Here is a 20,647-nt window from a genome sequence, read left to right on the forward strand (position 1 = left end):
CCAAGCGGTGGGTACAGCGCAGCGGCTGGCTCGCCGGGGTGTGCTATTATGAGGTCTATTTTATAGGGCGGCGGCAATAGCGTTTTTTGTTAGTTACTAAACTGTTGCCTAAAGCGGGTTCTCAAAGAGAGCTGCTAAAGACCGTTATCAAAGACCATGGCGCTTCACTATGTTCAATGCCCACTATTTTCGTACCTTTATTACGCTTGTTGAAACAGGCAGTTTTACCCGTACGGCGCAACGTTTAGAAATGACCCAGCCGGGCGTAAGCCAGCATGTACGCAAGTTAGAAGACTATTTAAATAAAGAGCTGCTAGAGCGCAAGGGGCGTAGCTTTACATTAACCGAATCGGGGCGGCGTGCTTACGATTACGCTTTAAAGTTATTTGCTGAGCATGAACAGTTCCGTCACGGGCTAGACGATGACTCTTTGGATAGCGGTGACTGCCGCATTGCCTCGCCGGGTAGCGTTGGCCTGATGTTCTATCCGTATATATTGGGGCAGCAGCAAATGCACCCCAATTTAACGGTCAACTATAGCTTTGCGTTCAACCACGAAATCGTCAATGACCTGCTTGAAGGGCGTTATGACATCGGGATAGTCACCGAGGCAATGCGGCACCCTGAGCTTAGCTGCAGCATTTGGCATGAAGAACCGCTCTGCTTGGTGGTGCCTGCAGATTTTGCGGGCAGCACGTTATCAGATTTAATGGGCATCGGCTTTCTCAATTATTACGACGGCATTAACCATGCCAATGCACTGCTGCGAGCCAATTACCCCGACGAGTTTCGCTCAATGACCCATTTCCGCCATCAAGGCTTTACCAATGAGGTCAGCATGGTGCTGGATGCAGTGGCCAGGGGATTGGGCTTTAGCGTGGTATCGCGATTGGTATTGGAAACTTCGCCTTGGCAGCGCCAGGTAAAAGCGTTGAACCTGCCCAATGCGGTCAATGAAGTGCTCTATTTGCTGCGCCGCCGCGACTCGGTGCTGCCTAAGCGCTACGCGAAGCTGTTAGACGGTTTTCACGCTCAGCGTCTGCAAGAAAAAACGCCCTTGATGCCGTCTAATTGATTAGGCACCAAGGGCGTTTTCGTTACTTAGAGCGCTATCGCTTCACATCTTGCCAGCTTTGCCGCTAGTTGCGATATTCGTCGATGCTAGGGCAGGAGCAGATTAACTGACGGTCACCGAAAACGTTATCGACGCGGTTAACGGCGGGCCAGTATTTAGCGGCTTGAACAGCCGCGGTCGGGAAGGCGGCCAACTGGCGGTCATAAGGCCGCTGCCAGTCGCTATCCATTAGATCCGCCTGGGTATGTGGCGCATTGACCAGCGGATTATTATCCAACGGCCATTCGCCGCTCTCCACTCGGGCGATCTCGTCACGAATGGCAATCATCGCATCGCAGAAACGGTCGATTTCATACAGCGACTCAGACTCAGTCGGTTCGATCATCAGCGTGCCCGGCACTGGGAACGACATGGTTGGTGCGTGAAAACCGTAATCCATCAAACGCTTGGCGATATCCTCCTCGCTAATCCCAGAGGCCGCTTTGAGCGGACGAATATCGATTATGCATTCGTGGGCAACGGTACCGTTCTGACCGCGGTATAGAATCGGGAATGCCGCTTCCAATCGTTTGGCAATGTAATTGGCGTTTAGGATGGCAAGCTCGGTAGCTTCCCGCAGCCCGCGGGCACCCATCATCTTAATGTAGGCCCAGGAAATGGGCAGAATGGAAGCACTGCCGAAGGCAGCCGCGGAGACTGCACCGCTATCAGTGTTGACGCCGTTGATAGGTGTTACCACATGGTTTGAAACGTAGGGCACCAAGTGGGCTTTCACGCCGATAGGGCCCATGCCCGGGCCGCCGCCACCGTGGGGAATACAGAACGTTTTGTGCAGGTTAAGGTGAGACACATCGCCGCCAAAATCGCCAGGACGGGTTAACCCTACCTGGGCGTTCATATTGGCGCCATCGATATACACCTGACCACCGTTGTCGTGAACGATCTTGCACGCTTCGCGTACGCTGGTTTCAAACACCCCGTGTGTGGATGGGTAGGTCAGCATAATGGCGGAGAGCTTATCGCTATGCTGTTCAGCTTTAGCGCGTAAATCCGCTATGTCGATATTGCCGTTTTGATCGCACTCGACCACCACCACCTTCATTTGCACCATGGCTGCCGAGGCAGGGTTGGTACCGTGGGCAGAGCTTGGAATCAAGCAGACATCGCGATGACCTTCGCCTTGGGCCGCTTGGTAACGACGAATTGCCACAAGGCCAGCATATTCACCCTGAGCGCCGGAGTTAGGCTGCATCGAGAGGTGATCGTAACCGGTGACTTCGACCAGGAAGGCCGAGAGCTCGTCGATCATTTGATGATAGCCAGCCACCTGGTCGCGAGGTGCAAAGGGGTGAAGGTGCGCAAACGAGGGCCAGGAGACGGGGATCATTTCGCTGGTGGCGTTGAGCTTCATGGTGCAGGAGCCGAGCGGGATCATTGCATGGGCAAGCGACAGATCCTTATTCTCCAGACGCTTTAAGTAGCGCAGCATTTCGGTTTCGCTGCGGTAGCGGTTAAAGGTGGGATGGCTCAAGAAGTCGCTTTCGCGCTGGCATGCCGTGGGAATGCCGGAAGCGCCGCTAGCTACCACTTGCTCGTCCAATACTGCAACGGCAAGGCCGTGCTCATCGCCCAGCAGCACATCAAACAATGTGGCTACATCGTGGGCGGTGGTGGTTTCATCCAGGCTAATACCGACATCGCCATTGCCGAAGTAGTGCAGATTAATATCATGGGTCATGGCTCGGCCATGGATCTTACCTGCATCAACACCTGTCAGACGTAGCGTATCAAACCAGCTGTCATGAGCGAGCGATACGCCTGCCTGCTTAAGGCCTTCGGCAAGCAGGGTGGCTAGGCGATGAACGCGGCCGGCAATTTTGCGCAACCCTTCTGCACCGTGATAGGTGGCATAAAAGCCTGCGATGTTAGCCAGAAGCGCCTGGGCGGTACAGATATTGGACGTCGCTTTCTCGCGGCGGATATGCTGCTCGCGGGTCTGCATTGCCATGCGCAGGGCGGTGTTACCACGGCTATCTTTTGATACGCCGATGATACGCCCAGGAATCGAGCGCTTGAGCTTGTCGGATGTAGCAAAGAACGCCGCGTGAGGGCCACCAAAGCCCATGGGTACGCCAAAGCGTTGGGAGTTGCCCACCACAATATCCGCGCCCAGCTGGCCGGGTTCTTTAAGCAGCACCAGACTCAAAAGATCGCTGGCCACGCAGGTCATTATATTGCGCTCAGCCGCGGCGCTTAATAGCGGTGCCAGATCGCGCACTTCACCACTGGCAGAGGGGTACTGAACCAGGGCTCCAAACACATCGTGGCTGGCCAACTCTTCTGCAGGGCCGGTGATCAGCTCAAAGCCAAAGAACTCGGCACGGGTTTTAACGACATCCAGCGTTTGCGGGAAAACATCGTCGGCGACGAAAAAAGCGTTGGATTTGCTTTTCTTATTACCACGCTTACACAGCGCCATGGCTTCGGCGGCAGCGGTGGCTTCGTCGAGCAGCGACGCATTAGCCAGCTCCATGCCGGTTAAATCCATGACCACCTGCTGGAAGTTAAGCAAGCCTTCCAGGCGTCCTTGAGAAATCTCCGGCTGGTAGGGGGTGTAGGCCGTGTACCAGCCTGGGTTTTCCAATACGTTGCGCTGAATCACCGCGGGCATATGGGTGCCGTAATAGCCCTGGCCAATATAGCTCTTAGCCACGCGGTTCTGGCGCGCGAGCTGCGCTAGGTACTCTAGCGCCTCTGATTCGCTGCGTGGTTCATCAAGCGCTAGCTCACTGCCAAGACGAATATCGCTTGGCACGGTCTGTTCAATCAGATCTTCCATGTGCTGCATGTTGAGCGCTTTTAACATGGTGGCCACGTCATCTTGACTTGGACCATTATGACGTTTGATAAAAGCATCGTGATCGGCCAGCTCGGCCAGACGGCGTGTTTCAAGAGACATGAAGAAGATTCCGGACGTTAAGAGAGAACCGTGCAGGGCGTTAAGCGAAGAGCCTGCCATAAAGGATAAAGGCAGGCCCTAATATATGATTCAGCTACCGCCTTTAGTCGTCGGCGCTAAGCGTTGCTTGATAGGCATCTGCGTCGAGCAGGCCATCAAGTGAGTCGCTGTCTAAACGCACTTTCATAATCCAACCGCCTTCGTAAGGCGCTTCATTGACTGTTTCAGGGGCGTCTTCAAGAGCGTCATTGACCTCAATGACTTCGCCAACAACCGGTGAGTAGAGATCAGAAGCAGCTTTTACCGATTCGATAACGCCAAACTCTTGCCCTTTGTTCAGCGCTGTTCCCACTTCAGGCAGTTCAACAAACACGACATCGCCGAGCGCCTGCTGGGCGTGATCAGTTATACCCACGGTCACGGTGCCGTCCTTATTATCCAGCACCCACTCGTGGCTTTCTGCGTAACGAAGATTGGTAGGAAGATTGCTCATGGTGTTTTCCTATATGAAACAGTTTTCTGGGCCCGAGCATACTAGCGGTTGCCGTTCGCCTTGGCGACTAGTGACTGGGGTAGATCGAGCGAATAAGCAAGCATGTTAACGTGTTTCCAATCGGAAACAAATTTCTTCGTTGCTTCAAAGCTTGCTTGGTAGCGTTATCGGTTCAGCTACTTTTCGCCGGGTTTGTGCAGAAGATCGGGTTATGAAAAAAGCGGTATCCTCTATGCACAAGCGACATCACCCTAGATGCTAGCTAAGTTTATGGTGTAAAACATTCAAATCGTGCGCTAACCAACAATAGCGTCGTTAGGACTAGCCCGTAATCGCAACAAGCCAATAATACACACCAATATTGCATACCAACAAAGCGAGGAGATGAACATGGAAGCATTAACTAGCCTCTTAGGGGCGATCAACGGCGTGGTCTGGGGGCCCGTCATGTTGATTCTGCTACTCGGTGTGGGGATCTACCTGCAGCTTGGCTTGAAACTGATGCCGATTAGAAAGCTCGGCATGGGCTTCAAGCTAATGTGGGCGGGGCGTGATGCGAAACCTGGGGTGGGTAAAGCGGCAGTTGCCAAAGAGGGAGACGAAGGGGAAATATCTCCTTTTAATGCCTTGATGACCGCACTCTCTGCGACCATCGGTACCGGTAATATTGCCGGTGTCGCCACAGCCATTGCGTTAGGTGGCCCTGGCGCTGTGTTTTGGATGTGGATTACCGCACTGGTGGGTATGGCCACTAAATTTGCTGAAGCGGTGCTGGCCGTGCGCTATCGTGAAACCGATAGCACTGGCTACCACGTGGGCGGGCCGATGTTTTACATCAAGAATGGCCTGGGTAAAAAGTGGCTATGGTTGGGCGGCCTGTTCTCATTTTTTGGCGCTGTCGCAGCCTTCGGGATCGGCAATACCGTTCAGTCCAACTCCGTTGCTGACGCCATGGACGCCACCTTCGGCGTGCCGCACTGGCTCACGGGGGTGGTCATTATGGTGCTGGCTGGCGCGGTGATTCTGGGCGGTATCAAGCGTATTGCTAAAGTGGCGGGCAAGTTGGTGCCGATTATGGGCATTGCCTACGTAGTGGCTGGCTTGTTGGTATTGATCGTCAATGCCGGGCAGATCGGTGAAGCTTTTGGTTTGATCTTCTACTATGCCTTCAACCCCATGGCGGCCGCAGGTGGTTTCGCGGGCGCCGCCGTCATGGCGGCGATTCGTTTTGGTGTGGCACGCGGGATCTTCTCCAACGAAGCGGGTTTGGGTAGTGCGCCGATCGCGCACGCGGCGGCCAAAACCAAAAATCCAGTGCGCCAAGGCTTAATCGCGATGTTGGGCACTTTTATCGATACCATTCTTGTGTGCACGATTACCGCGTTGGTGATTTTGACCTCAACGGTTTGGCAAGAGGGTGAAGCGGGGGCGTCGCTGACCGCGCTTTCGTTTGACGCTGCACTGCCTGGCTTTGGGAATCAGATTGTCGCCATTGCGTTGGCGATTTTTGCCTTTACCACCATCCTAGGCTGGTCATTTTACGGTGAGAAGTGCTGCCAGTTCCTGTTTGGCACTCGCTCCATTATGATCTATCGGGTGCTGTTCGTACTGGCCATCCCGCTGGGCGCCATCGCTCAACTGGGCTTTATCTGGCTCATGGCGGATACCTTCAACGCCATGATGGCGATCCCGAACCTGATTGCCTTGGCACTGCTTTCGCCGGTAGTCTTTAAGCTAACCAAGGACTATTTCGACGGCAAAGACGTATTGCCGGGTGAAGCACTGGATCACGACCAATAATACCCGCAGCGCGTTCATCGGCGCTGTAGGTGAACGTGAATAACAGGAGAGTCGGGAAGGCACTTAATCAGTGGCTTCCCGTTCTCTTTTTTGAGCGAACACTTTTAAGTGAGGAAAGCCCCTATGTCTGAATTAAAGCAAACGCCACTGCATGCGCTGCACCTCAAGTTAGGCGCCAAGATGGTACCTTTTGCTGGCTACGATATGCCGGTGCAGTATCCGCTGGGGGTCAAAAAAGAACATGAACACACCCGTCAAAAGTGCGGGCTGTTCGATGTCTCCCATATGGGGCAAATCAGCGTTTCCGGTGACGGCGTGGCCGAAGCCCTGGAAACCTTGATTCCTGCCGATTTGATGAGCCTTGAGAAAGGTGCCCAACGTTACGGGCTGTTCACCAACACAGAAGGCGGCATTATTGACGACCTGATGGTGGTCAATGCGGGTGATCACTTCTATCTGGTAGTGAATGCCGCCTGTAAAGATCAGGACTTGACTCACCTGCGCCTCAATTTGGCGTCAACCCATACAATTGAACCTTTGGATCGTGGCTTACTAGCGCTCCAAGGGCCTCAGGCGCGGGATGTCATGCAGCGGCTTTGCCCTGAAGCCTGTGAGCTTGTGTTTATGCAGCATGGCCGCTTCACCATTGCTGGGCAGGAGGTTTGGGTGAGCCGCAGCGGCTATACCGGTGAAGATGGTTTTGAAATTTCCGTCGCCGCCGATGCTTGCGAAGCCTTCGCTGAGCAACTGCTAGCTGAGCCTGAAGTCGAAGCGATTGGCCTGGGAGCGCGGGACTCGCTGCGTTTGGAAGCGGGTTTATGCCTGTATGGCCACGATATGGATGAGCAAACCACCCCGGTAGAAGCAGGTCTAATCTGGGCGATTGGCAAGCCCCGGCGCCGTGGTGGTGATCGGCCGGGAGGTTTTCCAGGCGCCGATGTGATTCTTCATCAGGTCGATGCCAAAGATCACACCCGCAAGCGTGTTGGGCTGTTAGCTGAAGGTCGCGCGCCGGTGCGTGAGGGTGCGCCGCTTGTGGATGAGGCAGGCAATGAGATTGGAATCGTTACCTCCGGCAGCTTTGGTCCCAGCGTCGGTAAGCCTGTGGCGATGGGTTATGTCACTCGCGAGCAGGAAGCACCGCAAAGCACTGTATTCGCGGTGGTACGCGGTAAACAGTTACCTATGGTGGTAACTCCCATGCCGTTTGTAAAGCCGGGCTACTATCGCGGCTAGAAGCGTGTCCATCTACCCGCGGCCCCTGCTTAAGCTAGGGGCCGTTGCTTTATAATGGACAGTATTACGAGGGACGGTTTCAAGCGAGTGTTTTAGCGCAAAACCTGCTTGGGATCGATGGGTTTGCCGCCTTGGCGCAGATCAAAGAGTAGATCATAGCGTTGGGTGGCACTGCTTTGACCTACCTCACAAAGTGGGTCTCCCGCGCTAACCTGTTTGCCTACCTCGACCAAAATGCGCTCGCAAAGGGCGTATACGGTTTGGAGGTTATTGGCATGGTGCACAATCACCACTTCACCCAACTGACGCATACCGTCGGCAAAGCGTACTTCGCCAGGGGCGACGGCTTTAGCCTGAGCGCCAGCTTGAGTAGCCAGCAGCATGGGCTGCAGGGTGCCTCGGCTGTCTGGCCCGAAGCGGCGAACCACTCGATAATCCTCCAGCGGCCAGGGCCAGCGCCTGGCTGATGAGGGTAGCGCCTGACTGGGAGCGCTGCTGGTAGGTGCAGCGGCAGGCTTGTTAGCGCTTGAAGAGCTGCTACTGTTTGCTGAGCTTCTAGATGAACTTCGCGCCGCTGAACCGCTAAGGGGGAGGCTGACTATTTGGCCAATTCTCAAATTAGTGGGAGAGGCACTAGGGTTGGCACTCTGAATGCGGCCACTGGTAGTGCCAAAATGTCGGGCGATGCTCGAGAACGTATCACCAGGACGGATTTGATAGCGGTAGGGGCCACCTGAAGGTGCCCGCTCCTGCTGGGTAGGAATTAATAGACGTTGCCCAATTTCCAGGCGCCGCGTATCGGCACCTGGGTTAAAGCGCTCCAAGCGTTCCAGTGGCACGTTAGCCCGGGCCGCCAGCTTACCCAGCGTGTCGCCACGCTGTACTTGCACCCAGTTGCCACTGAACTGGCTGGCGCTAGGAGCGGCTGCTCGCTGGGATGACGATGGAGGAGCGCTGGAACAGCCGGTCAGTAGTCCCGCTAACAGCCAAACAGTGAGCCAGCCGGCTAGGCGTGATCGGTTCGGCTGTCCAGCATGCCATCTTTTTCCAACCAGAGTGCATTGATCCATGTGTGGAAGCGTTCCTTATGCTGCTTTTCTTCGTGGTTTTCTGATGCGTACATCCACTCAGGAATGCTGAGTTGCCGTGCCTGTAATGTTATGGGCGCTTCCCTGCCGCATAAAAAGCCCCAAAACGTCGGCGAGGGGTTAGCGTAGCTGATCGTCACATCCAGGATACCATCCAATTGGTTGCCTAGCAGACTAAGTACTTGGGCAATGCCGCCCGCTTTAGGGCGTAATAAGTGGCGGTAGGGGCTCTGCTGGGCATCGCGTTTGGCAACCGAAAAGCGGGTGCCCTCGACAAAATTAAAAATCGCAATGGGCGAGAGCCTTGCCTGCTGGCACATCCGTTCGGTAGCTGCTCGATCAATGGTGGCCAGCTTAGGATTTTTAGCGACTTGTTCGCGGCTAAAGCGGCGCATAAAAGGAAATTCTAGCGCCCAAAAAGCCAACCCTACGATGGGGATCCAGATCAATTGACGTTTTAAGAAAAAACGCGGCATGGGGATACGCCGATGCAACGCCATCAACAGCATAAAGATATCCGTCCAACTGCGGTGGTTGGATATCACCAACCACCACTGCTGTGGACTCAAATTATCAGGTACGCTGGCGTGTAGCACGGGTTTGAGCCAGTGCCGCATCCACCAAAGATTAACGCCTATCCAGTTAAGCGCAACGCCATTCAGCCCCTGCAACACTAACTGTTTAAGCCGCTGCCCTGGGGCAATGACTTTAAGTAGCGTCAGCAGAATGAGAGGTACGCCCCAGAACAGCGTGTTGAGCGTTAGCAGCAGAGCGCTAATCAGCCCCTTTAAAATAGGCATACCACGTTTCCTTACCGTCAGACCAATAACGTAATACTGAATGCTAAATGATCCTAGCCACGCTGCCCAGCAGAAACCTACAGCAATTCATTAGCTTGATGATGTTTTAGGCGAGCGGCAGTGAAGGGGCTTGGACGGTGTTCAAGAGAACGGTGCGCAGTGCATGGGTGGCTACGGAGAGCTCTTGGTGAGTCAAAATGCCGACCCGGCAGGAGATAGCGGGCGCTGTCAGCGGTATGCAGCGAGCGCCCAGTTCATGCATTTGACGAATGCACATGGAAGGCACAGCGCTGACGCCCAGACCGTCGGCAACCATCCGCCCCACGGTGGAGAGCTGGTGGCTTTCAAAGGCCACAGTGAGCTCCATATCCTGTTTGCTCAGCTCCTGTTCCAATAAACGACGTACCATGGAGGGGCGCTGAAGAGTAATGAAATCGTAGCTTAGCAGCGTCGACCAGGCGAGCTGGGTGTTCTGGGTTAACGGAGAGCCAGTCGGCACGACCGCCACAAAATGGTCTTCAAACAGCGGCGTAAAGAGCAGGCTGCCGGTACCCTCCGGAGAAAAAGCGATCCCCATCTCTACCTGTCGGGAGCGCACCATGGCGGTAACCTCCTCGTTGATGACATCGTGCACGGTTATGTTGATTTTGGGGTACTGTTGGCGAAATTTAACCAGCGCCGCAGGGAGTAAGTTACCGGCAAAGGCGGGCATCGCCGCCACGCTAAGGCGCCCCAGCTGGAGGGTGAAGCGCTGGCGCAAACGCTCCTCGGTATTGTCCCACTGGGCCAGCAGATGTTTGGCTAGCGGTAGTAGCGACTCGCCTTCTGGGGTTAATCTGACGCTGCGGGTGCTACGAATCAGCAGTTTGCCACCCAGGGACTCTTCCAGGCCTTTAATCGCCAGGCTTAGCGCTGGTTGGGATAAATGCAGGCGCTCGCAGGCTTGAGTAAAGCTGAGGGTTTGGGCGACCGCCAGAAAGGCGCGCAGCTGTTTGACGGTCATAAAGCACCTTTTATAAGTTTAAAAAATAAATTGATAAGAAAAACAAACTTAACAAATATATCATCTCGCACAACACTGGCACTATCGTAAGCTTCAGTTCGCGAATTTTTGACAGCACTCATCTACGATAATACTGATCATCAACAACAATGTGAGGCACAACAATGGCAGGATTCGATAAGCGTGTAGCTTCCTACGAAGAGGCTATGGAAGGCATCGAAAGCGGTATGACCGTCATCGCCGGTGGCTTCGGGCTCTGCGGTATTCCCGAAAACCTGATTGCCGAGATCAAGCGACGCGGCGTCACTGACCTTACCGTGGTATCCAATAATTGCGGTGTCGATGGTTTTGGCTTGGGAATACTGCTTGAAGACCGCCAAATCAGTAAGATTCTGGCCTCTTACGTAGGTGAGAATGCCCTGTTTGAGAAGCAAATGCTCAACGATGAGATTGAAGTGGTGTTAACGCCTCAAGGCACATTGGCGGAAAAAATGCGCGCAGGCGGCGCTGGTATTCCCGCCTTTTACACCGCTACCGGTTACGGCACGCCGATTGGTGAGGGGAAAGAGGTTCGCGAGTTTAATGGCCGACACTGTATTTTAGAAGAAGCCATTGTAGGTGATTTTGCCATAGTGAAAGGCTGGAAGGCGGATCGCTATGGCAATGTAATGTATCGCCATACGGCGCAGAATTTTAACCCCATGGCCGCCACGGCGGGGAAAATTACCGTGGTGGAAGTTGAAGAGATCGTTGAACCGGGTGAGCTTGAGCCTAGCCAGATCCATACCCCAGGAATTTATGTGGATCGGATTATTCAAGGCACGTTTGAAAAGCGGATAGAGAAACGCACGGTGCGCAGCTAATACGCCGCGCCTTCAAACTCAACACTAGCTTCTCATTTAACGATTCAACAAGAGGAAGTCACCATGGCTTTAACACGAGAACAGATGGCTCAGCGTGTCGCCCGCGAACTTCAAGATGGTTTTTACGTCAACCTGGGCATTGGTATTCCCACCCTGGTTGCCAACTATATTCCGGATGGCATCGATGTCATGCTGCAATCCGAGAACGGTCTGCTGGGGATGGGCCGCTACCCCACCGAAGACGAACTTGATCCAGATATGATTAATGCGGGTAAAGAGACGGTGACGGCGCGCCCAGGCGCAGCGATTTTTTCTTCCGCAGAATCATTTGCGATGATTCGTGGTGGCCACGTGGATCTCACCGTGCTGGGGGCTTTCGAGGTGGATCAGCAGGGCAATATCGCGTCCTGGATGATTCCAGGGAAGTTGATCAAAGGCATGGGCGGTGCCATGGATCTCGTTGCCGGTGCCGACAATATCATTTGCACTATGACCCATGCCTCTAAGCACGGCGAATCCAAGCTATTGGAAAAATGCGAACTACCGCTGACCGGCGCAGGCTGCATTAACCGCGTGTTGACAGATTTAGCTTATCTTGAAATCAAAGACGGTGCCTTTATTCTCAAGGAGCGCGCTCCGGGCGTAAGCGTTGAGGAAATCGTCGAGAAGACGGCGGGCAAACTGATTGTGCCTGACCATGTTCCCGAAATGACGTTTGATGCCGAGTAAGTACGCTCCCATTAGCCCGAATGATAAACAGCCGAAGGTTAGAGGGTTAAATAAACTGCACAGTGAGACGCTAGCGCCATTACTGCTAGCGTCTCAGGCCATTTCACAGCGCGTATGGTGGGGTAGCAGTAAATCGGCAATACGCTCGTGATTATCTTCAACGTGCTTTTGGGCTAACGCCAGGCCGCCTAGGCAGAGGCGATGTTCATCGCCATTGGCGAAGACTGTTTTCTGTGGTGTGGTGGGGTAGAAGCGGTGATCAAGCAGTGATGATACCGTGAAGACACCGTTTTGCTGGCCCTCAAGGCTTGGCATGCCCACTTCACTTAGGCGTTGATCCAGCGTTTTCAAGGGCTCCCCCAACTGCCCACAATCAAAGCCAGCGTGATGCAATCGAGGGCCCATCACCGCTATCCAGGCAGCCAAGGGGTGAGCTTGCTGTAGCTGTTGATAAAGCGCCCAGCTAGGCATCGGCCAGGGGCGACCGCGGCAGAGCAAATTATGCCCCTTGCAATCCTGAGGGTGAGATTGTTGCACCAGCCCTTCAATGGCTTCCCGGGGCGCCTTGGACAATGTGCCTATTTGCAGTTCTGCCAGCACCAGCCAACTACTGCCGTCGCTTGGCGCGAGTAGTTGCACTAATAGGCCTTTATCGGCCATGGCGTAATGGCCCATGACGCGATAGCCCATATGAGCTAAATTGCCGGTAAGCGCGGCAGCGGCAAAGGGCCCGTAATTGAGCGTTACCAGCGTTAAATATTCAGCCGCCGTTGATAGTGGCCAAAGTCTAAGGGCGCCGATGTCGGGATGGGTATGTACATAGTCAAGCCACAGCTGCTGAACGAACTCCTGACGCTGCATGGTGAACTCCTTGCCTAAAGTGGCACACCTAGCGTGAGCCATTAAATAACTGCTCAGTATAGGCAAGCAGGGTAAGCAAGGGTTCAACGGCTATTAACGAGCGGTTAAACGGCAAGTAGCTGTTGATCGCGGACAAACTGATCAAATTCAGTAAAGCCGCCTACATGGGTTTGATCGACAAATACCTGCGGGACAGTGTGAATGGGTTTACCCGCTGTTTTGGCGATATCTTCTTTAGTGACGCCTTCAGAGGGCATATCCACATAGCGATAGCCTTCAATTTTTCCGACTTTTTCCAAATGCTCGGCCAGCTGTTTTGCGCGTACGCAGAAAGGACATGACATCCGACCAAAAATAACCACGAACATAGGTGGTGCTCCTTTACGATAAACTGAGTAAGTTATCAGGTAGACAGTAACTGAAGGGTAAATAGCCGTTTGGCTAAGCGATAAATTCGCGCCCATTGTGGCTGAGCAGAGCTCGTTTCGCCAATAGTAGCTCGCTACACGAACCATTAATGTCCGTTATCACCTGGGAAAACCAACAAGCCTATGCAAACGCTCACCGCTGACCAATACACCTTTCTTACTGATCTGTCGAAAGCGTACCGAGATAGGCACTTGCCATCCATTAAACGAAAAAGTGACTGGAACCCGCGTTTAGGGGTTGATGCGCTATGCTTCCAGCATCATGGCGCTAAGCACATGGTGGGGGCGTTGATTACGCCCTGCGAGCTGTGGCTGGTTGCAGTGCCTGACCACTCCCTGCTGACCGAGACTCTGGCGGATACGCTTACGCTTTCTCTGCCTTCAGGCACATACCCACTATCTCTTGAGCGCTTGCCAGGCGGCTACGGACTCTATAAGCGCGCCATTTTGCGAGATTTAAGCGAGCTGGAGAGCATGCAGGAGGCCGCGAGGCTGGCGCAGCAAATGATGGCGCGTTTAATGCAACCCGATGAAGGGCTCAACGCCTAAGTGCAGCCAGCTATACTGTCAGGATTTCTACAAACAGTATCTTCCATCCACGCAGTGAAAAAGGAAATTACCCATGACTTCCCAAGCCGTTACAACACCGCGAGTTGCGCTGGTAACCGGTACTAGCAGCGGGATCGGTGCCGCTGTGGTTAAGCACTTTTGCGAATTAGGTCATCAAGTGCTTGCCGTCGATTTTAATCCGGCTGGTAAGGCGGTCGCTGAAAAATCCGGCGCGGCGTTCTTTGAGGCGGATCTAACCGATCCCGACGCCTGCCGTGCGGCGGTGGCGGATGCGGTCAAGCGCTTTGGCGGTGTTGATATATTGGTCAATAACGCTGGGATTCAGCACGTTGCCCCGATTGAGACCTTCCCCGAGGAAAAGTGGCGTCAGATTATGGACTTGATGCTAACGGCGCCTTTCTTACTAACACAGGCGGCTTGGCCGCATATGCGTGAAAAGGGTTGGGGACGCATCGTTAACGTGGCCTCGATACACGCTCAGGTGGCTTCACCAGGGAAGGCGGCGTACATCAGTGCCAAACACGGCATGATTGGTTTGACCAAAACGGCGGCGCTAGAGGGCGGTGAACAAGGCATCACCGCGAATGCGGTATGTCCTGCCTATGTGAAAACCCCGTTAGTGGACAACCAAATCGCCGACCAGGCTAAATTGCACGGTATGGATGAGCAGGAGGTCATCGAGAAAGTCATGCTCAAACAGGCGGCCATCAAGCGCTTGATCGAACCTGAAGAGGTGGCGCAATTAGTCGCTTATCTGGCATCCGACGCAGCCGGTGCTGTGACTGGCTCAAGCTTTAATATCGATTTAGGCTGGACGGCGCATTAATTAATCAGTTTGGCCCCGCCAGTGACCTTGATGTGGTTGGCGGGGTGCTTTGTTGCAGGCTTTAACGACGTACGGGGCGTTTTTGTAGTTTGCGCTGCAGGGTGCGGCGGTGCATGCCCAGCGCTCGTGCGGTGGCGGATATATTGCCGTCGTGCTCCTGCAGCACTTTCTGAATATGCTCCCAGGTGATGCGGTTAATCGATGGCGGATTGTCTGCAAGCTCAATATCCGGGTCACCGCTTTGGCGCTCGAATGCGGTTAATACATCGTCGGCATCCACCGGCTTACACAGGTAGTTAACCGCGCCGAGCTTAATCGCCTCCACTGCGGTGGCAATGCTGGAGTAGCCGGTCAGCACCACAATGCGACACTGGGGCACGGTGGCAAGCAGCTCCGGAAGCAGTTTTAAACCTGAGCTGTTTTCCAGTTTTAAATCAAGGGTCGCCATGGTGGGTGAATGCTGCGCGGCCATGGTCAGGGCCTGCTCGGCATCGTGGGCAACTATAACGTCGTAACCGCGGCGCGTAAGGGCACGGTTCAGCACATGACAAAACATTTCATCGTCATCTATGATTAGCAGGCGTTGCTCTCGCGTTTGCATGTTGTCCTCAATCCATAACTGGCGGTGCTTGGGGCGGGCGCGATTAAGTTGGCGCTGCGCAGCGGGGCAGCGTGACTTCCGTTAGCGTACCCCCTTCCGGGTGATTATACAGGCTTACACCACCACCAAAGCGATTGATGGTGGCATGGGTTAAAAACAAGCCGATGCCCATGCCTTTGCTTTTAGTCGAAATAAACGTCTCACCCAACTGGTCGGCGATCGACATGGCGACACCTGGGCCATGGTCACGAATATCGATCACCACGCTCTCACTCTGCCAGTCTAAGCGTATGGCAATGTGCTCAGGATTGGCGTCAGCGGCGTTATTGAGCAAATTGGTCAATGCTTGGTCGAGCGTGGCATCGACGGCCAGCCAAGGTCTTCCGCGTTTCTCTGCCACATCGAACTGATGGCTCACATCAGGACGAAGCACCAACCAGCGCTGAACAACCCCCGCTAACCACACTTCTGCATCGAGCACTTCGGGTTCTGCCATACGGCGCCGGTCTGCGTTGGAGACCAAATTTTGTAGGCGTGATTTGCATACGTCGACCTGCTGGCGCAATAAGTTAATGTCCTGATCAAGCGTCGAATCGGCGGGGGCATCGGCCTGCATCTCTTTGAGGAGGACTGCCATGGTAGAGAGTGGTGTGCCCAGTTCGTGGGCAGTGCCCGCGGCCTGGGTTGCGACCGCCAACACCTGCTCATTGCGCAGGGCCGCTTCCCGAGTGCGGGAGAGCGCCTGATCACGGCTACGCAGCGCGTGAGCCATTTTGTAGATAAAAAAGGTTACCAGCCCCGCAGAGAGGCCAAAGTTAAGCCACATGCCTAGTATATGCAGGCTCAAGGGGCTATCACTGTTGATATGGCCCAGTTGCGGGATGGGGTGGTAGGAGAACATTAAAAAGGTATAGCCCGCCATGGAGCATGCGGCGATGATCCAGGCATGGCGCCAGGGCAGGGTGGCGGCGGCGATGGTAACCGGCACCAGGTAGTAGGTAATAAAAGGGTTGGTGGAACCGCCCGAGAAATAGAACAGTAGTGTTAAGCCGGTGATATCGGCAAGTAAATGCAGCAAATACTCAAGGTGCGTCACCGCGCGGGGACGGCCCAGGCGCCACCAAGTGGCAATATTGAGTACGCCCATTGAAATGACCACGCTCACCACGGCGGTCACCGGTAAATCGAAGGCGAGCAGTTCAACGCCCACCACAATCGCCAGTAAAAAACCCGTCCAGGTGATGCCGCGCACAATAGTCAGTCGCACCAAGTTACGGTTGGGTGTAGAAAGCGGGAGGGGTAGGGCAGTCGGCATGATGGGCTTACTTGGTTTTGGCTTTAAAGCCATGAATGACAGATTTAATCAACAGGGTCATCACGTAGGTTGTCCAGCCCGCCGACGCCAATATATTGAACAGCAGCATTTTAGGCGGCAACCAGGCGCTACCCAATAACGCTTCAAGCATGATGTGGAGGAACATCGCCAGCAGCAACGGCAGAGCCAGGGTATGGATCCACATATCGGTGCGTCGCTTGCGAATATGGTAGCGGCGCAACAGGTAACGCAGTGGCCGATGAGCCCAGCAGAAAACCACTAGAGCACCAATCACCAATAAGCTAGCAAGAGTGGGTTCTGTGCTGCCGATATGAACGGAGAGCGAAATCGACCAAGCGAGGCTTAGCCACATCAATCCTTCCAGGCTGGCAATAATATCCGCATAGCGGCGCACGTTCTGCATAAACAACCGAATCCTTAGCGTCAAAAACTAACTTTTATAAACGACTGCAAAAACTAACCGTTAGATCTGGATCTTGAAAGAGCTGTGTCTCTAAAACAGCGCCGCCATAATACGATACTTGGGCTGGGGTGTGGGCACTTGAGGAGCGGATTTATCCCATCGCGCAATTGCGTATACTGTACATGGCGTATTTTACCCGACTTAACACCACTACAGGACATGCCGTGGACACTGTAACACTGACCCGCCCCGATGACTGGCACCTTCACTTGCGCGACGATGAGGCGCTCAACGCGGTGGTAGGCCATACCGCAGCGCAGATGGGGCGGGCGATCATTATGCCCAATCTCACCCCGCCGGTTACGACTACGGCTCAGGCGCTTGAGTATCGTCAGCGTATTCTTGCTGCCTTGCCAGCGGGCAGTACCTTTGAGCCCTTAATGGTGCTCTATCTCACCGATACAACTCCACCGGAAGAGATCGAGCGCGCGGCACAAAGTGGCATTGTCAAAGCGGTGAAGCTTTACCCGGCGGGTGCCACGACTAACTCCGATTCAGGGGTGACCGATTTGGCCCACTGTGACGCCACTATCGAAATGATGGCTAAGGTTGGCATGCCACTTTTGGTGCACGGTGAAGTCACCCATGCTGAGATCGATATTTTTGATCGCGAAGCGGTGTTTATTGAAACAGTGCTAAAACCGCTGCTGGAACGCCATCCGGCGCTGAGAGTAGTGTGTGAGCATATCACCACCCAGCAAGCCGCAGAGTTTGTTGCCCAGGCACCGGATAATGTGGCCGCCACCATTACTGCGCATCACCTGCTGTTTAACCGCAATAAGATGCTGGTGGGTGGGATTCGTCCTCACTACTACTGCCTGCCCATTCTAAAGCGTGAGCAGCATCGCCAGGCGCTGCTTAAAGCAGCCACCAGCGGTAGCCATAAGTTCTTTTTGGGCACCGATAGCGCGCCCCACTCCCAGGGGGCTAAAGAGTCAAGCTGCGGCTGTGCCGGTGCCTATACTGCCCCCGTGGCCATTGAGCTTTACGCCACCGCCTTCGATGAAATGGGTGCCCTGGATAAGTTGGAAGCCTTCGCCAGCCTGAATGGGCCGCGTTTTTATGGGTTATCGGCTAACGCAGACACCATTACGCTAGAGCGACGGGGTTGGACACTGCCGGAGAGTTATCCTTACGCTCAGGGAGAGAACATTATTCCATTGCTGGCGGGGGAGACGCTTAACTGGGCGGTTAGGTCTTAACAAGCCAGGTCTTAACAAGAACCGTCGACGCTTTAACAGTCGACGGCTCCAAGCGCTTAGTAAGCCCTGTTAGACGTTGCCAAGTTGCTTAAGCATTTGGTCAACCATGCGCGATGAGTGGTCGGCGGCCACTTCCAGAAATTCATCGAAGGAGAGGTGGTTGTCGCCACTGCCAGGAATGTCAGAGAGCGCGCGGATCACCACGAAGGGGCACTGGTAGAGGTGGCACGTTTGAGCAATGGCTGCGCCCTCCATCTCTACCGCAAGCATGCTAGGGAACTGGGCACGGGTAGCGTCTACCCTTGCAGGGTCAGCCATAAAGGCGTCACCGGTAGCGATCAAGCCTTCGCGTACCTGGACTTCACCTAACGAGACGATGGCATTACGCGCCACTTCTCGCAGCGATTTGTCGGCCAAGTAGGCGGCGGGCATCCCTGGCACTTGGCCTATCTCGTAGCCAAATACCACGGCGTCGACGTCGTGATGGCGTACTTCGTCTGAAATGATTACATCGCCAATGGCTAAATCGGCGGCAAAGCCACCGGCGGAACCGGTATTGATAATGGCATCGGGCTGATGGCGCTCTAATAAAATAGCCGTGCCTACTGCGGCATTGACCTTACCAATCCCTGACTGCAGCACAATGACCTCAAGGCCGTAACGCGTGCCGGTATGGAAGACAAAACCCGCGTGCTCGTAGCGTTGGGGATTGTCCAACTGACTCACCAAGGTGCTCACTTCCTGCGCCATTGCGCCAATAATACCAATACGCTTCACTGCGCCATGCTCCTACATTAAAAGTGGTGTTGTTTAACTCAGGCGTGCTCTAGGGGAGCTAAATCGTGCTTCTCGGCGGCTTCAAGGGTATTTTCCAGCAGAGTAGCTACGGTCATCGGCCCCACGCCGCCAGGTACGGGGGTGATAAAGCTGGCGCGTTCGGCGGCGGTGGCAAAATCAAGATCGCCTTTTAACGTGCCATCCTCCTGACGATTGATGCCTACGTCGATCACGATAGCGCCCGGCTTAATCCATTCGCCTTTCACGATACCCGGCTTGCCGACGGCCACGACCAGGATGTCGGCTCGGCTTACGTGATCTTCAAGGTTGCGGGTAAAACGGTGACATACGGTGGTGGTACAGCCTGCCAGCATCAGCTCCAGCGCCATAGGGCGGCCTACAATGTTAGAGGCGCCCACAACGGTGGCATCTAAGCCGCGTAGCGCAATATCGCTCTGTGCCAGTAGGGTCATGATTCCTTTCGGCGTGCAGGGGCGTAGGGCGGGCATACGCTGCGCTAAGCGGCCAATGTTGTAGGGGTGAAACCCATCGACGTCTTTGCCAGGCAGAATACGCTCTAAAATGGGCTCGGCATCGAGATGCTTGGGCAGTGGCAGTTGAACCAAGATGCCATCAACGGTCGGGTCGCTGTTGAGCTGATCAACCAGGGCTTCCAGTTCATGCTGTGAGGTTGTAGCGGGTAGGGCATGCTGAAAGGAGAGAATGCCAGCTTGTTCGCAGGCGCGGTGCTTATTGCTGACATACACATGAGAGGCGGGATCGTCCCCGACCACAACCACGGCTAGTCCCGGTGCCCGTCCGCCGGTTTGACGGCGTGCAGCGATCTTTTCGGCAACCTGTTGGCGGACAGTAGCAGCGATGGCTTTGCCATCGATTAGTTGGGCGGTCATGTAATGGAGTCCCTGTGAATGTTAAAAATAGCCTAGGCATTAAAGCGCTCAAGCCACAGCGCTTTAAAGGCGGTAATTTTCGCACGCTGGAGCATCCAGGCAAAGCGCCTTCACGAACAATCACTTTAATGGTTGACTTTAAAATTAAAAATAGTAATATATGCCTCGCTTGAGACGGGCAGCACGGTAGCGTCTAAGGTGATAAAAATCGGGATGTAGCGCAGTCTGGTAGCGCGCCTGCTTTGGGAGCAGGATGTCGGGGGTTCGAATCCCTCCATCCCGACCAATCACTTAGCATGAAAGGTAGTAGTTTGCTTTTCCAAGCTGCAGTTGTGGTCTAGTGCTCATCGGTATTCGTATTATATGAATACTATATGTGCGCCCATAGCTCAACCGGATAGAGCAACGGCCTTCTAAGCCGTAGGTTGCGGGTTCGATTCCTGCTGGGCGTGCCACCTAATTCAGTGGTAACAACCTGTCAGAATCATATCTTCAAGCGCATGCTATTTGTTCTACGTAAGATTGTCTTTGGTGGGTGTAGCTCAGGGGTAGAGCCCCGGATTGTGACTCCGGTGGTCGTGGGTTCAAATCCCATCATCCACCCCAGTGACAATATTTGCGTTTCC

21 protein-coding genes and 3 tRNA genes are annotated in these 20,647 nt (G+C 54.3%); 12 read left to right on the forward strand and 12 right to left on the reverse strand.

Annotated elements, in window-relative coordinates:
- Positions 1-169 precede the first annotated feature (169 nt).
- Positions 170-1,075 carry a LysR family transcriptional regulator gene (locus K7H09_RS15855; protein ID WP_009286662.1) on the forward strand — a complete coding sequence of 302 codons (906 nt, stop codon included), beginning with the start codon at positions 170-172 and terminating at the stop codon, positions 1,073-1,075.
- A gap of 64 nt (positions 1,076-1,139) precedes the next feature.
- Here the strand turns inward: K7H09_RS15855 and gcvP are convergent, their stop codons facing one another.
- The gene (gcvP, locus tag K7H09_RS15860; RefSeq protein WP_230805173.1) at positions 1,140-4,034 is read right to left on the reverse strand and encodes an aminomethyl-transferring glycine dehydrogenase; all 2,895 of its coding nucleotides are present in this window, start codon (positions 4,032-4,034) and stop codon (positions 1,140-1,142) included.
- 103 nt (positions 4,035-4,137) lie between these two features.
- Positions 4,138-4,527: a glycine cleavage system protein GcvH gene (gcvH, locus tag K7H09_RS15865; RefSeq protein WP_022523520.1), complete on the reverse strand. Its 390-nt coding sequence runs from the start codon at positions 4,525-4,527 to the stop codon at positions 4,138-4,140.
- 390 nt (positions 4,528-4,917) lie between these two features.
- On the opposite strand from gcvH, the gene K7H09_RS15870 reads away from it, so the two are divergent.
- Positions 4,918-6,327: an alanine/glycine:cation symporter family protein gene (locus tag K7H09_RS15870; RefSeq protein WP_027959396.1), complete on the forward strand. Its 1,410-nt coding sequence runs from the start codon at positions 4,918-4,920 to the stop codon at positions 6,325-6,327.
- A 123-nt stretch (positions 6,328-6,450) separates the two neighbouring features.
- Positions 6,451-7,563, forward strand: coding sequence for a glycine cleavage system aminomethyltransferase GcvT (gene gcvT, locus K7H09_RS15875; RefSeq protein ID WP_230805175.1), 1,113 nt, complete (start codon positions 6,451-6,453; stop codon positions 7,561-7,563).
- 92 nt (positions 7,564-7,655) lie between these two features.
- Here the strand turns inward: gcvT and K7H09_RS15880 are convergent, their stop codons facing one another.
- The 3 genes from K7H09_RS15880 to K7H09_RS15890 all read right to left on the reverse strand — a co-directional run bounded on the left by K7H09_RS15880 (position 7,656) and on the right by K7H09_RS15890 (position 10,454).
- Positions 7,656-8,453 (reverse strand): LysM peptidoglycan-binding domain-containing protein, encoded by a 798-nt coding sequence (locus tag K7H09_RS15880; protein WP_027959398.1) that lies wholly within the window; start codon positions 8,451-8,453, stop codon positions 7,656-7,658.
- Positions 8,454-8,569: 116 nt separating this feature from the next.
- Positions 8,570-9,451, reverse strand: a complete 882-nt coding sequence (locus K7H09_RS15885; RefSeq protein ID WP_027959399.1) for an acyltransferase — start codon at positions 9,449-9,451, stop codon at positions 8,570-8,572.
- Positions 9,452-9,557: 106 nt separating this feature from the next.
- The gene (locus K7H09_RS15890) at positions 9,558-10,454 is read right to left on the reverse strand and encodes a LysR family transcriptional regulator (protein ID WP_022523515.1); all 897 of its coding nucleotides are present in this window, start codon (positions 10,452-10,454) and stop codon (positions 9,558-9,560) included.
- A 164-nt stretch (positions 10,455-10,618) separates the two neighbouring features.
- Here K7H09_RS15890 and K7H09_RS15895 point away from each other — a divergent pair, with 164 nt between their 5' ends.
- Complete coding sequence (locus K7H09_RS15895) at positions 10,619-11,317, forward strand: CoA transferase subunit A (RefSeq protein ID WP_009286666.1); 699 nt, start codon at positions 10,619-10,621, stop codon at positions 11,315-11,317.
- A 63-nt stretch (positions 11,318-11,380) separates the two neighbouring features.
- Entirely contained in the window at positions 11,381-12,046 is a 666-nt protein-coding gene (locus K7H09_RS15900; protein ID WP_022523514.1) for a CoA transferase subunit B, read from the forward strand.
- 93 nt (positions 12,047-12,139) lie between these two features.
- Here K7H09_RS15900 and K7H09_RS15905 read toward each other — a convergent pair whose 3' ends face one another.
- Both K7H09_RS15905 and K7H09_RS15910 read right to left on the reverse strand, forming a co-directional pair.
- On the reverse strand, positions 12,140-12,907 hold the full coding sequence (locus K7H09_RS15905; protein WP_027959401.1) for a DUF1338 family protein: 768 nt from the start codon (positions 12,905-12,907) through the stop codon (positions 12,140-12,142).
- 104 nt (positions 12,908-13,011) lie between these two features.
- On the reverse strand, positions 13,012-13,275 hold the full coding sequence (locus K7H09_RS15910; protein ID WP_022523512.1) for a GrxA family glutaredoxin: 264 nt from the start codon (positions 13,273-13,275) through the stop codon (positions 13,012-13,014).
- Positions 13,276-13,458: 183 nt separating this feature from the next.
- Between K7H09_RS15910 and hybE the strand changes: the two genes are divergently transcribed.
- Entirely contained in the window at positions 13,459-13,884 is a 426-nt protein-coding gene (gene hybE / locus K7H09_RS15915; RefSeq protein ID WP_190373218.1) for a [NiFe]-hydrogenase assembly chaperone HybE, read from the forward strand.
- A gap of 73 nt (positions 13,885-13,957) precedes the next feature.
- Entirely contained in the window at positions 13,958-14,731 is a 774-nt protein-coding gene (locus K7H09_RS15920; RefSeq protein WP_022523510.1) for a 3-hydroxybutyrate dehydrogenase, read from the forward strand.
- A 61-nt stretch (positions 14,732-14,792) separates the two neighbouring features.
- Here the strand turns inward: K7H09_RS15920 and K7H09_RS15925 are convergent, their stop codons facing one another.
- From K7H09_RS15925 to K7H09_RS15935, 3 genes are read right to left on the reverse strand one after another with little or no spacing between them, the layout of a single operon-like run.
- Entirely contained in the window at positions 14,793-15,332 is a 540-nt protein-coding gene (locus tag K7H09_RS15925) for a response regulator transcription factor (RefSeq protein WP_009286672.1), read from the reverse strand.
- A gap of 43 nt (positions 15,333-15,375) precedes the next feature.
- A complete protein-coding gene (locus K7H09_RS15930) occupies positions 15,376-16,647 on the reverse strand; it encodes an ATP-binding protein (RefSeq protein ID WP_027959404.1) in 1,272 nt (423 codons plus the stop codon).
- A 7-nt stretch (positions 16,648-16,654) separates the two neighbouring features.
- Complete coding sequence (locus tag K7H09_RS15935) at positions 16,655-17,071, reverse strand: hypothetical protein (RefSeq protein WP_022523508.1); 417 nt, start codon at positions 17,069-17,071, stop codon at positions 16,655-16,657.
- A 224-nt stretch (positions 17,072-17,295) separates the two neighbouring features.
- Between K7H09_RS15935 and pyrC the strand changes: the two genes are divergently transcribed.
- On the forward strand, positions 17,296-18,333 hold the full coding sequence (gene pyrC / locus K7H09_RS15940; protein ID WP_022523507.1) for a dihydroorotase: 1,038 nt from the start codon (positions 17,296-17,298) through the stop codon (positions 18,331-18,333).
- A gap of 69 nt (positions 18,334-18,402) precedes the next feature.
- Here the strand turns inward: pyrC and mtnN are convergent, their stop codons facing one another.
- Positions 18,403-19,110, reverse strand: coding sequence for a 5'-methylthioadenosine/S-adenosylhomocysteine nucleosidase (gene mtnN, locus K7H09_RS15945; protein ID WP_022523506.1), 708 nt, complete (start codon positions 19,108-19,110; stop codon positions 18,403-18,405).
- Between the two features lie 38 nt (positions 19,111-19,148).
- Positions 19,149-20,021, reverse strand: a complete 873-nt coding sequence (gene folD, locus K7H09_RS15950; protein ID WP_009286677.1) for a bifunctional methylenetetrahydrofolate dehydrogenase/methenyltetrahydrofolate cyclohydrolase FolD — start codon at positions 20,019-20,021, stop codon at positions 19,149-19,151.
- Between the two features lie 14 nt (positions 20,022-20,035).
- Here folD and K7H09_RS15955 point away from each other — a divergent pair, with 14 nt between their 5' ends.
- The 4 genes from K7H09_RS15955 (at position 20,036) to K7H09_RS15970 (ending at position 20,627) form a co-directional block, all read left to right on the forward strand.
- Positions 20,036-20,194 carry a hypothetical protein gene (locus K7H09_RS15955; protein WP_022523505.1) on the forward strand — a complete coding sequence of 53 codons (159 nt, stop codon included), beginning with the start codon at positions 20,036-20,038 and terminating at the stop codon, positions 20,192-20,194.
- Positions 20,195-20,230: 36 nt separating this feature from the next.
- Positions 20,231-20,307 (forward strand) — tRNA-Pro (locus tag K7H09_RS15960).
- A 92-nt stretch (positions 20,308-20,399) separates the two neighbouring features.
- A tRNA-Arg gene (locus K7H09_RS15965) sits at positions 20,400-20,476 on the forward strand.
- Positions 20,477-20,552: 76 nt separating this feature from the next.
- Positions 20,553-20,627: transfer RNA gene (locus K7H09_RS15970), tRNA-His, on the forward strand.
- Positions 20,628-20,647: the final 20 nt, after the last annotated feature.

Source organism: Halomonas sp. IOP_14 (genome assembly GCF_021021315.1).
GTDB classification, from domain to species: Bacteria; Pseudomonadota; Gammaproteobacteria; order Pseudomonadales; family Halomonadaceae; genus Vreelandella; species Vreelandella titanicae.

Bases quoted from the DNA above. Each gene is read 5' to 3' on its own strand.
- K7H09_RS15870 (WP_027959396.1), top strand. From the start codon at position 4,918: ATGGAAGCATTAACTAGCCTCTTAGGGGCGATCAACGGCGTGGTCTGG.
- K7H09_RS15925 (WP_009286672.1), bottom strand. From the start codon at position 15,332: ATGCAAACGCGAGAGCAACGCCTGCTAATCATAGATGACGATGAAATG.
- K7H09_RS15855 (WP_009286662.1), top strand. From the start codon at position 170: ATGTTCAATGCCCACTATTTTCGTACCTTTATTACGCTTGTTGAAACA.
- hybE (WP_190373218.1), top strand. From the start codon at position 13,459: ATGCAAACGCTCACCGCTGACCAATACACCTTTCTTACTGATCTGTCG.
- K7H09_RS15910 (WP_022523512.1), bottom strand. From the start codon at position 13,275: ATGTTCGTGGTTATTTTTGGTCGGATGTCATGTCCTTTCTGCGTACGC.
- K7H09_RS15900 (WP_022523514.1), top strand. From the start codon at position 11,381: ATGGCTTTAACACGAGAACAGATGGCTCAGCGTGTCGCCCGCGAACTT.
- gcvT (WP_230805175.1), top strand. From the start codon at position 6,451: ATGTCTGAATTAAAGCAAACGCCACTGCATGCGCTGCACCTCAAGTTA.
- K7H09_RS15935 (WP_022523508.1), bottom strand. From the start codon at position 17,071: ATGCAGAACGTGCGCCGCTATGCGGATATTATTGCCAGCCTGGAAGGA.
- K7H09_RS15885 (WP_027959399.1), bottom strand. From the start codon at position 9,451: ATGCCTATTTTAAAGGGGCTGATTAGCGCTCTGCTGCTAACGCTCAAC.
- gcvH (WP_022523520.1), bottom strand. From the start codon at position 4,527: ATGAGCAATCTTCCTACCAATCTTCGTTACGCAGAAAGCCACGAGTGG.
- K7H09_RS15895 (WP_009286666.1), top strand. From the start codon at position 10,619: ATGGCAGGATTCGATAAGCGTGTAGCTTCCTACGAAGAGGCTATGGAA.
- gcvP (WP_230805173.1), bottom strand. From the start codon at position 4,034: ATGTCTCTTGAAACACGCCGTCTGGCCGAGCTGGCCGATCACGATGCT.
- K7H09_RS15930 (WP_027959404.1), bottom strand. From the start codon at position 16,647: ATGCCGACTGCCCTACCCCTCCCGCTTTCTACACCCAACCGTAACTTG.
- K7H09_RS15890 (WP_022523515.1), bottom strand. From the start codon at position 10,454: ATGACCGTCAAACAGCTGCGCGCCTTTCTGGCGGTCGCCCAAACCCTC.
- folD (WP_009286677.1), bottom strand. From the start codon at position 20,021: ATGACCGCCCAACTAATCGATGGCAAAGCCATCGCTGCTACTGTCCGC.
- K7H09_RS15920 (WP_022523510.1), top strand. From the start codon at position 13,958: ATGACTTCCCAAGCCGTTACAACACCGCGAGTTGCGCTGGTAACCGGT.
- K7H09_RS15905 (WP_027959401.1), bottom strand. From the start codon at position 12,907: ATGCAGCGTCAGGAGTTCGTTCAGCAGCTGTGGCTTGACTATGTACAT.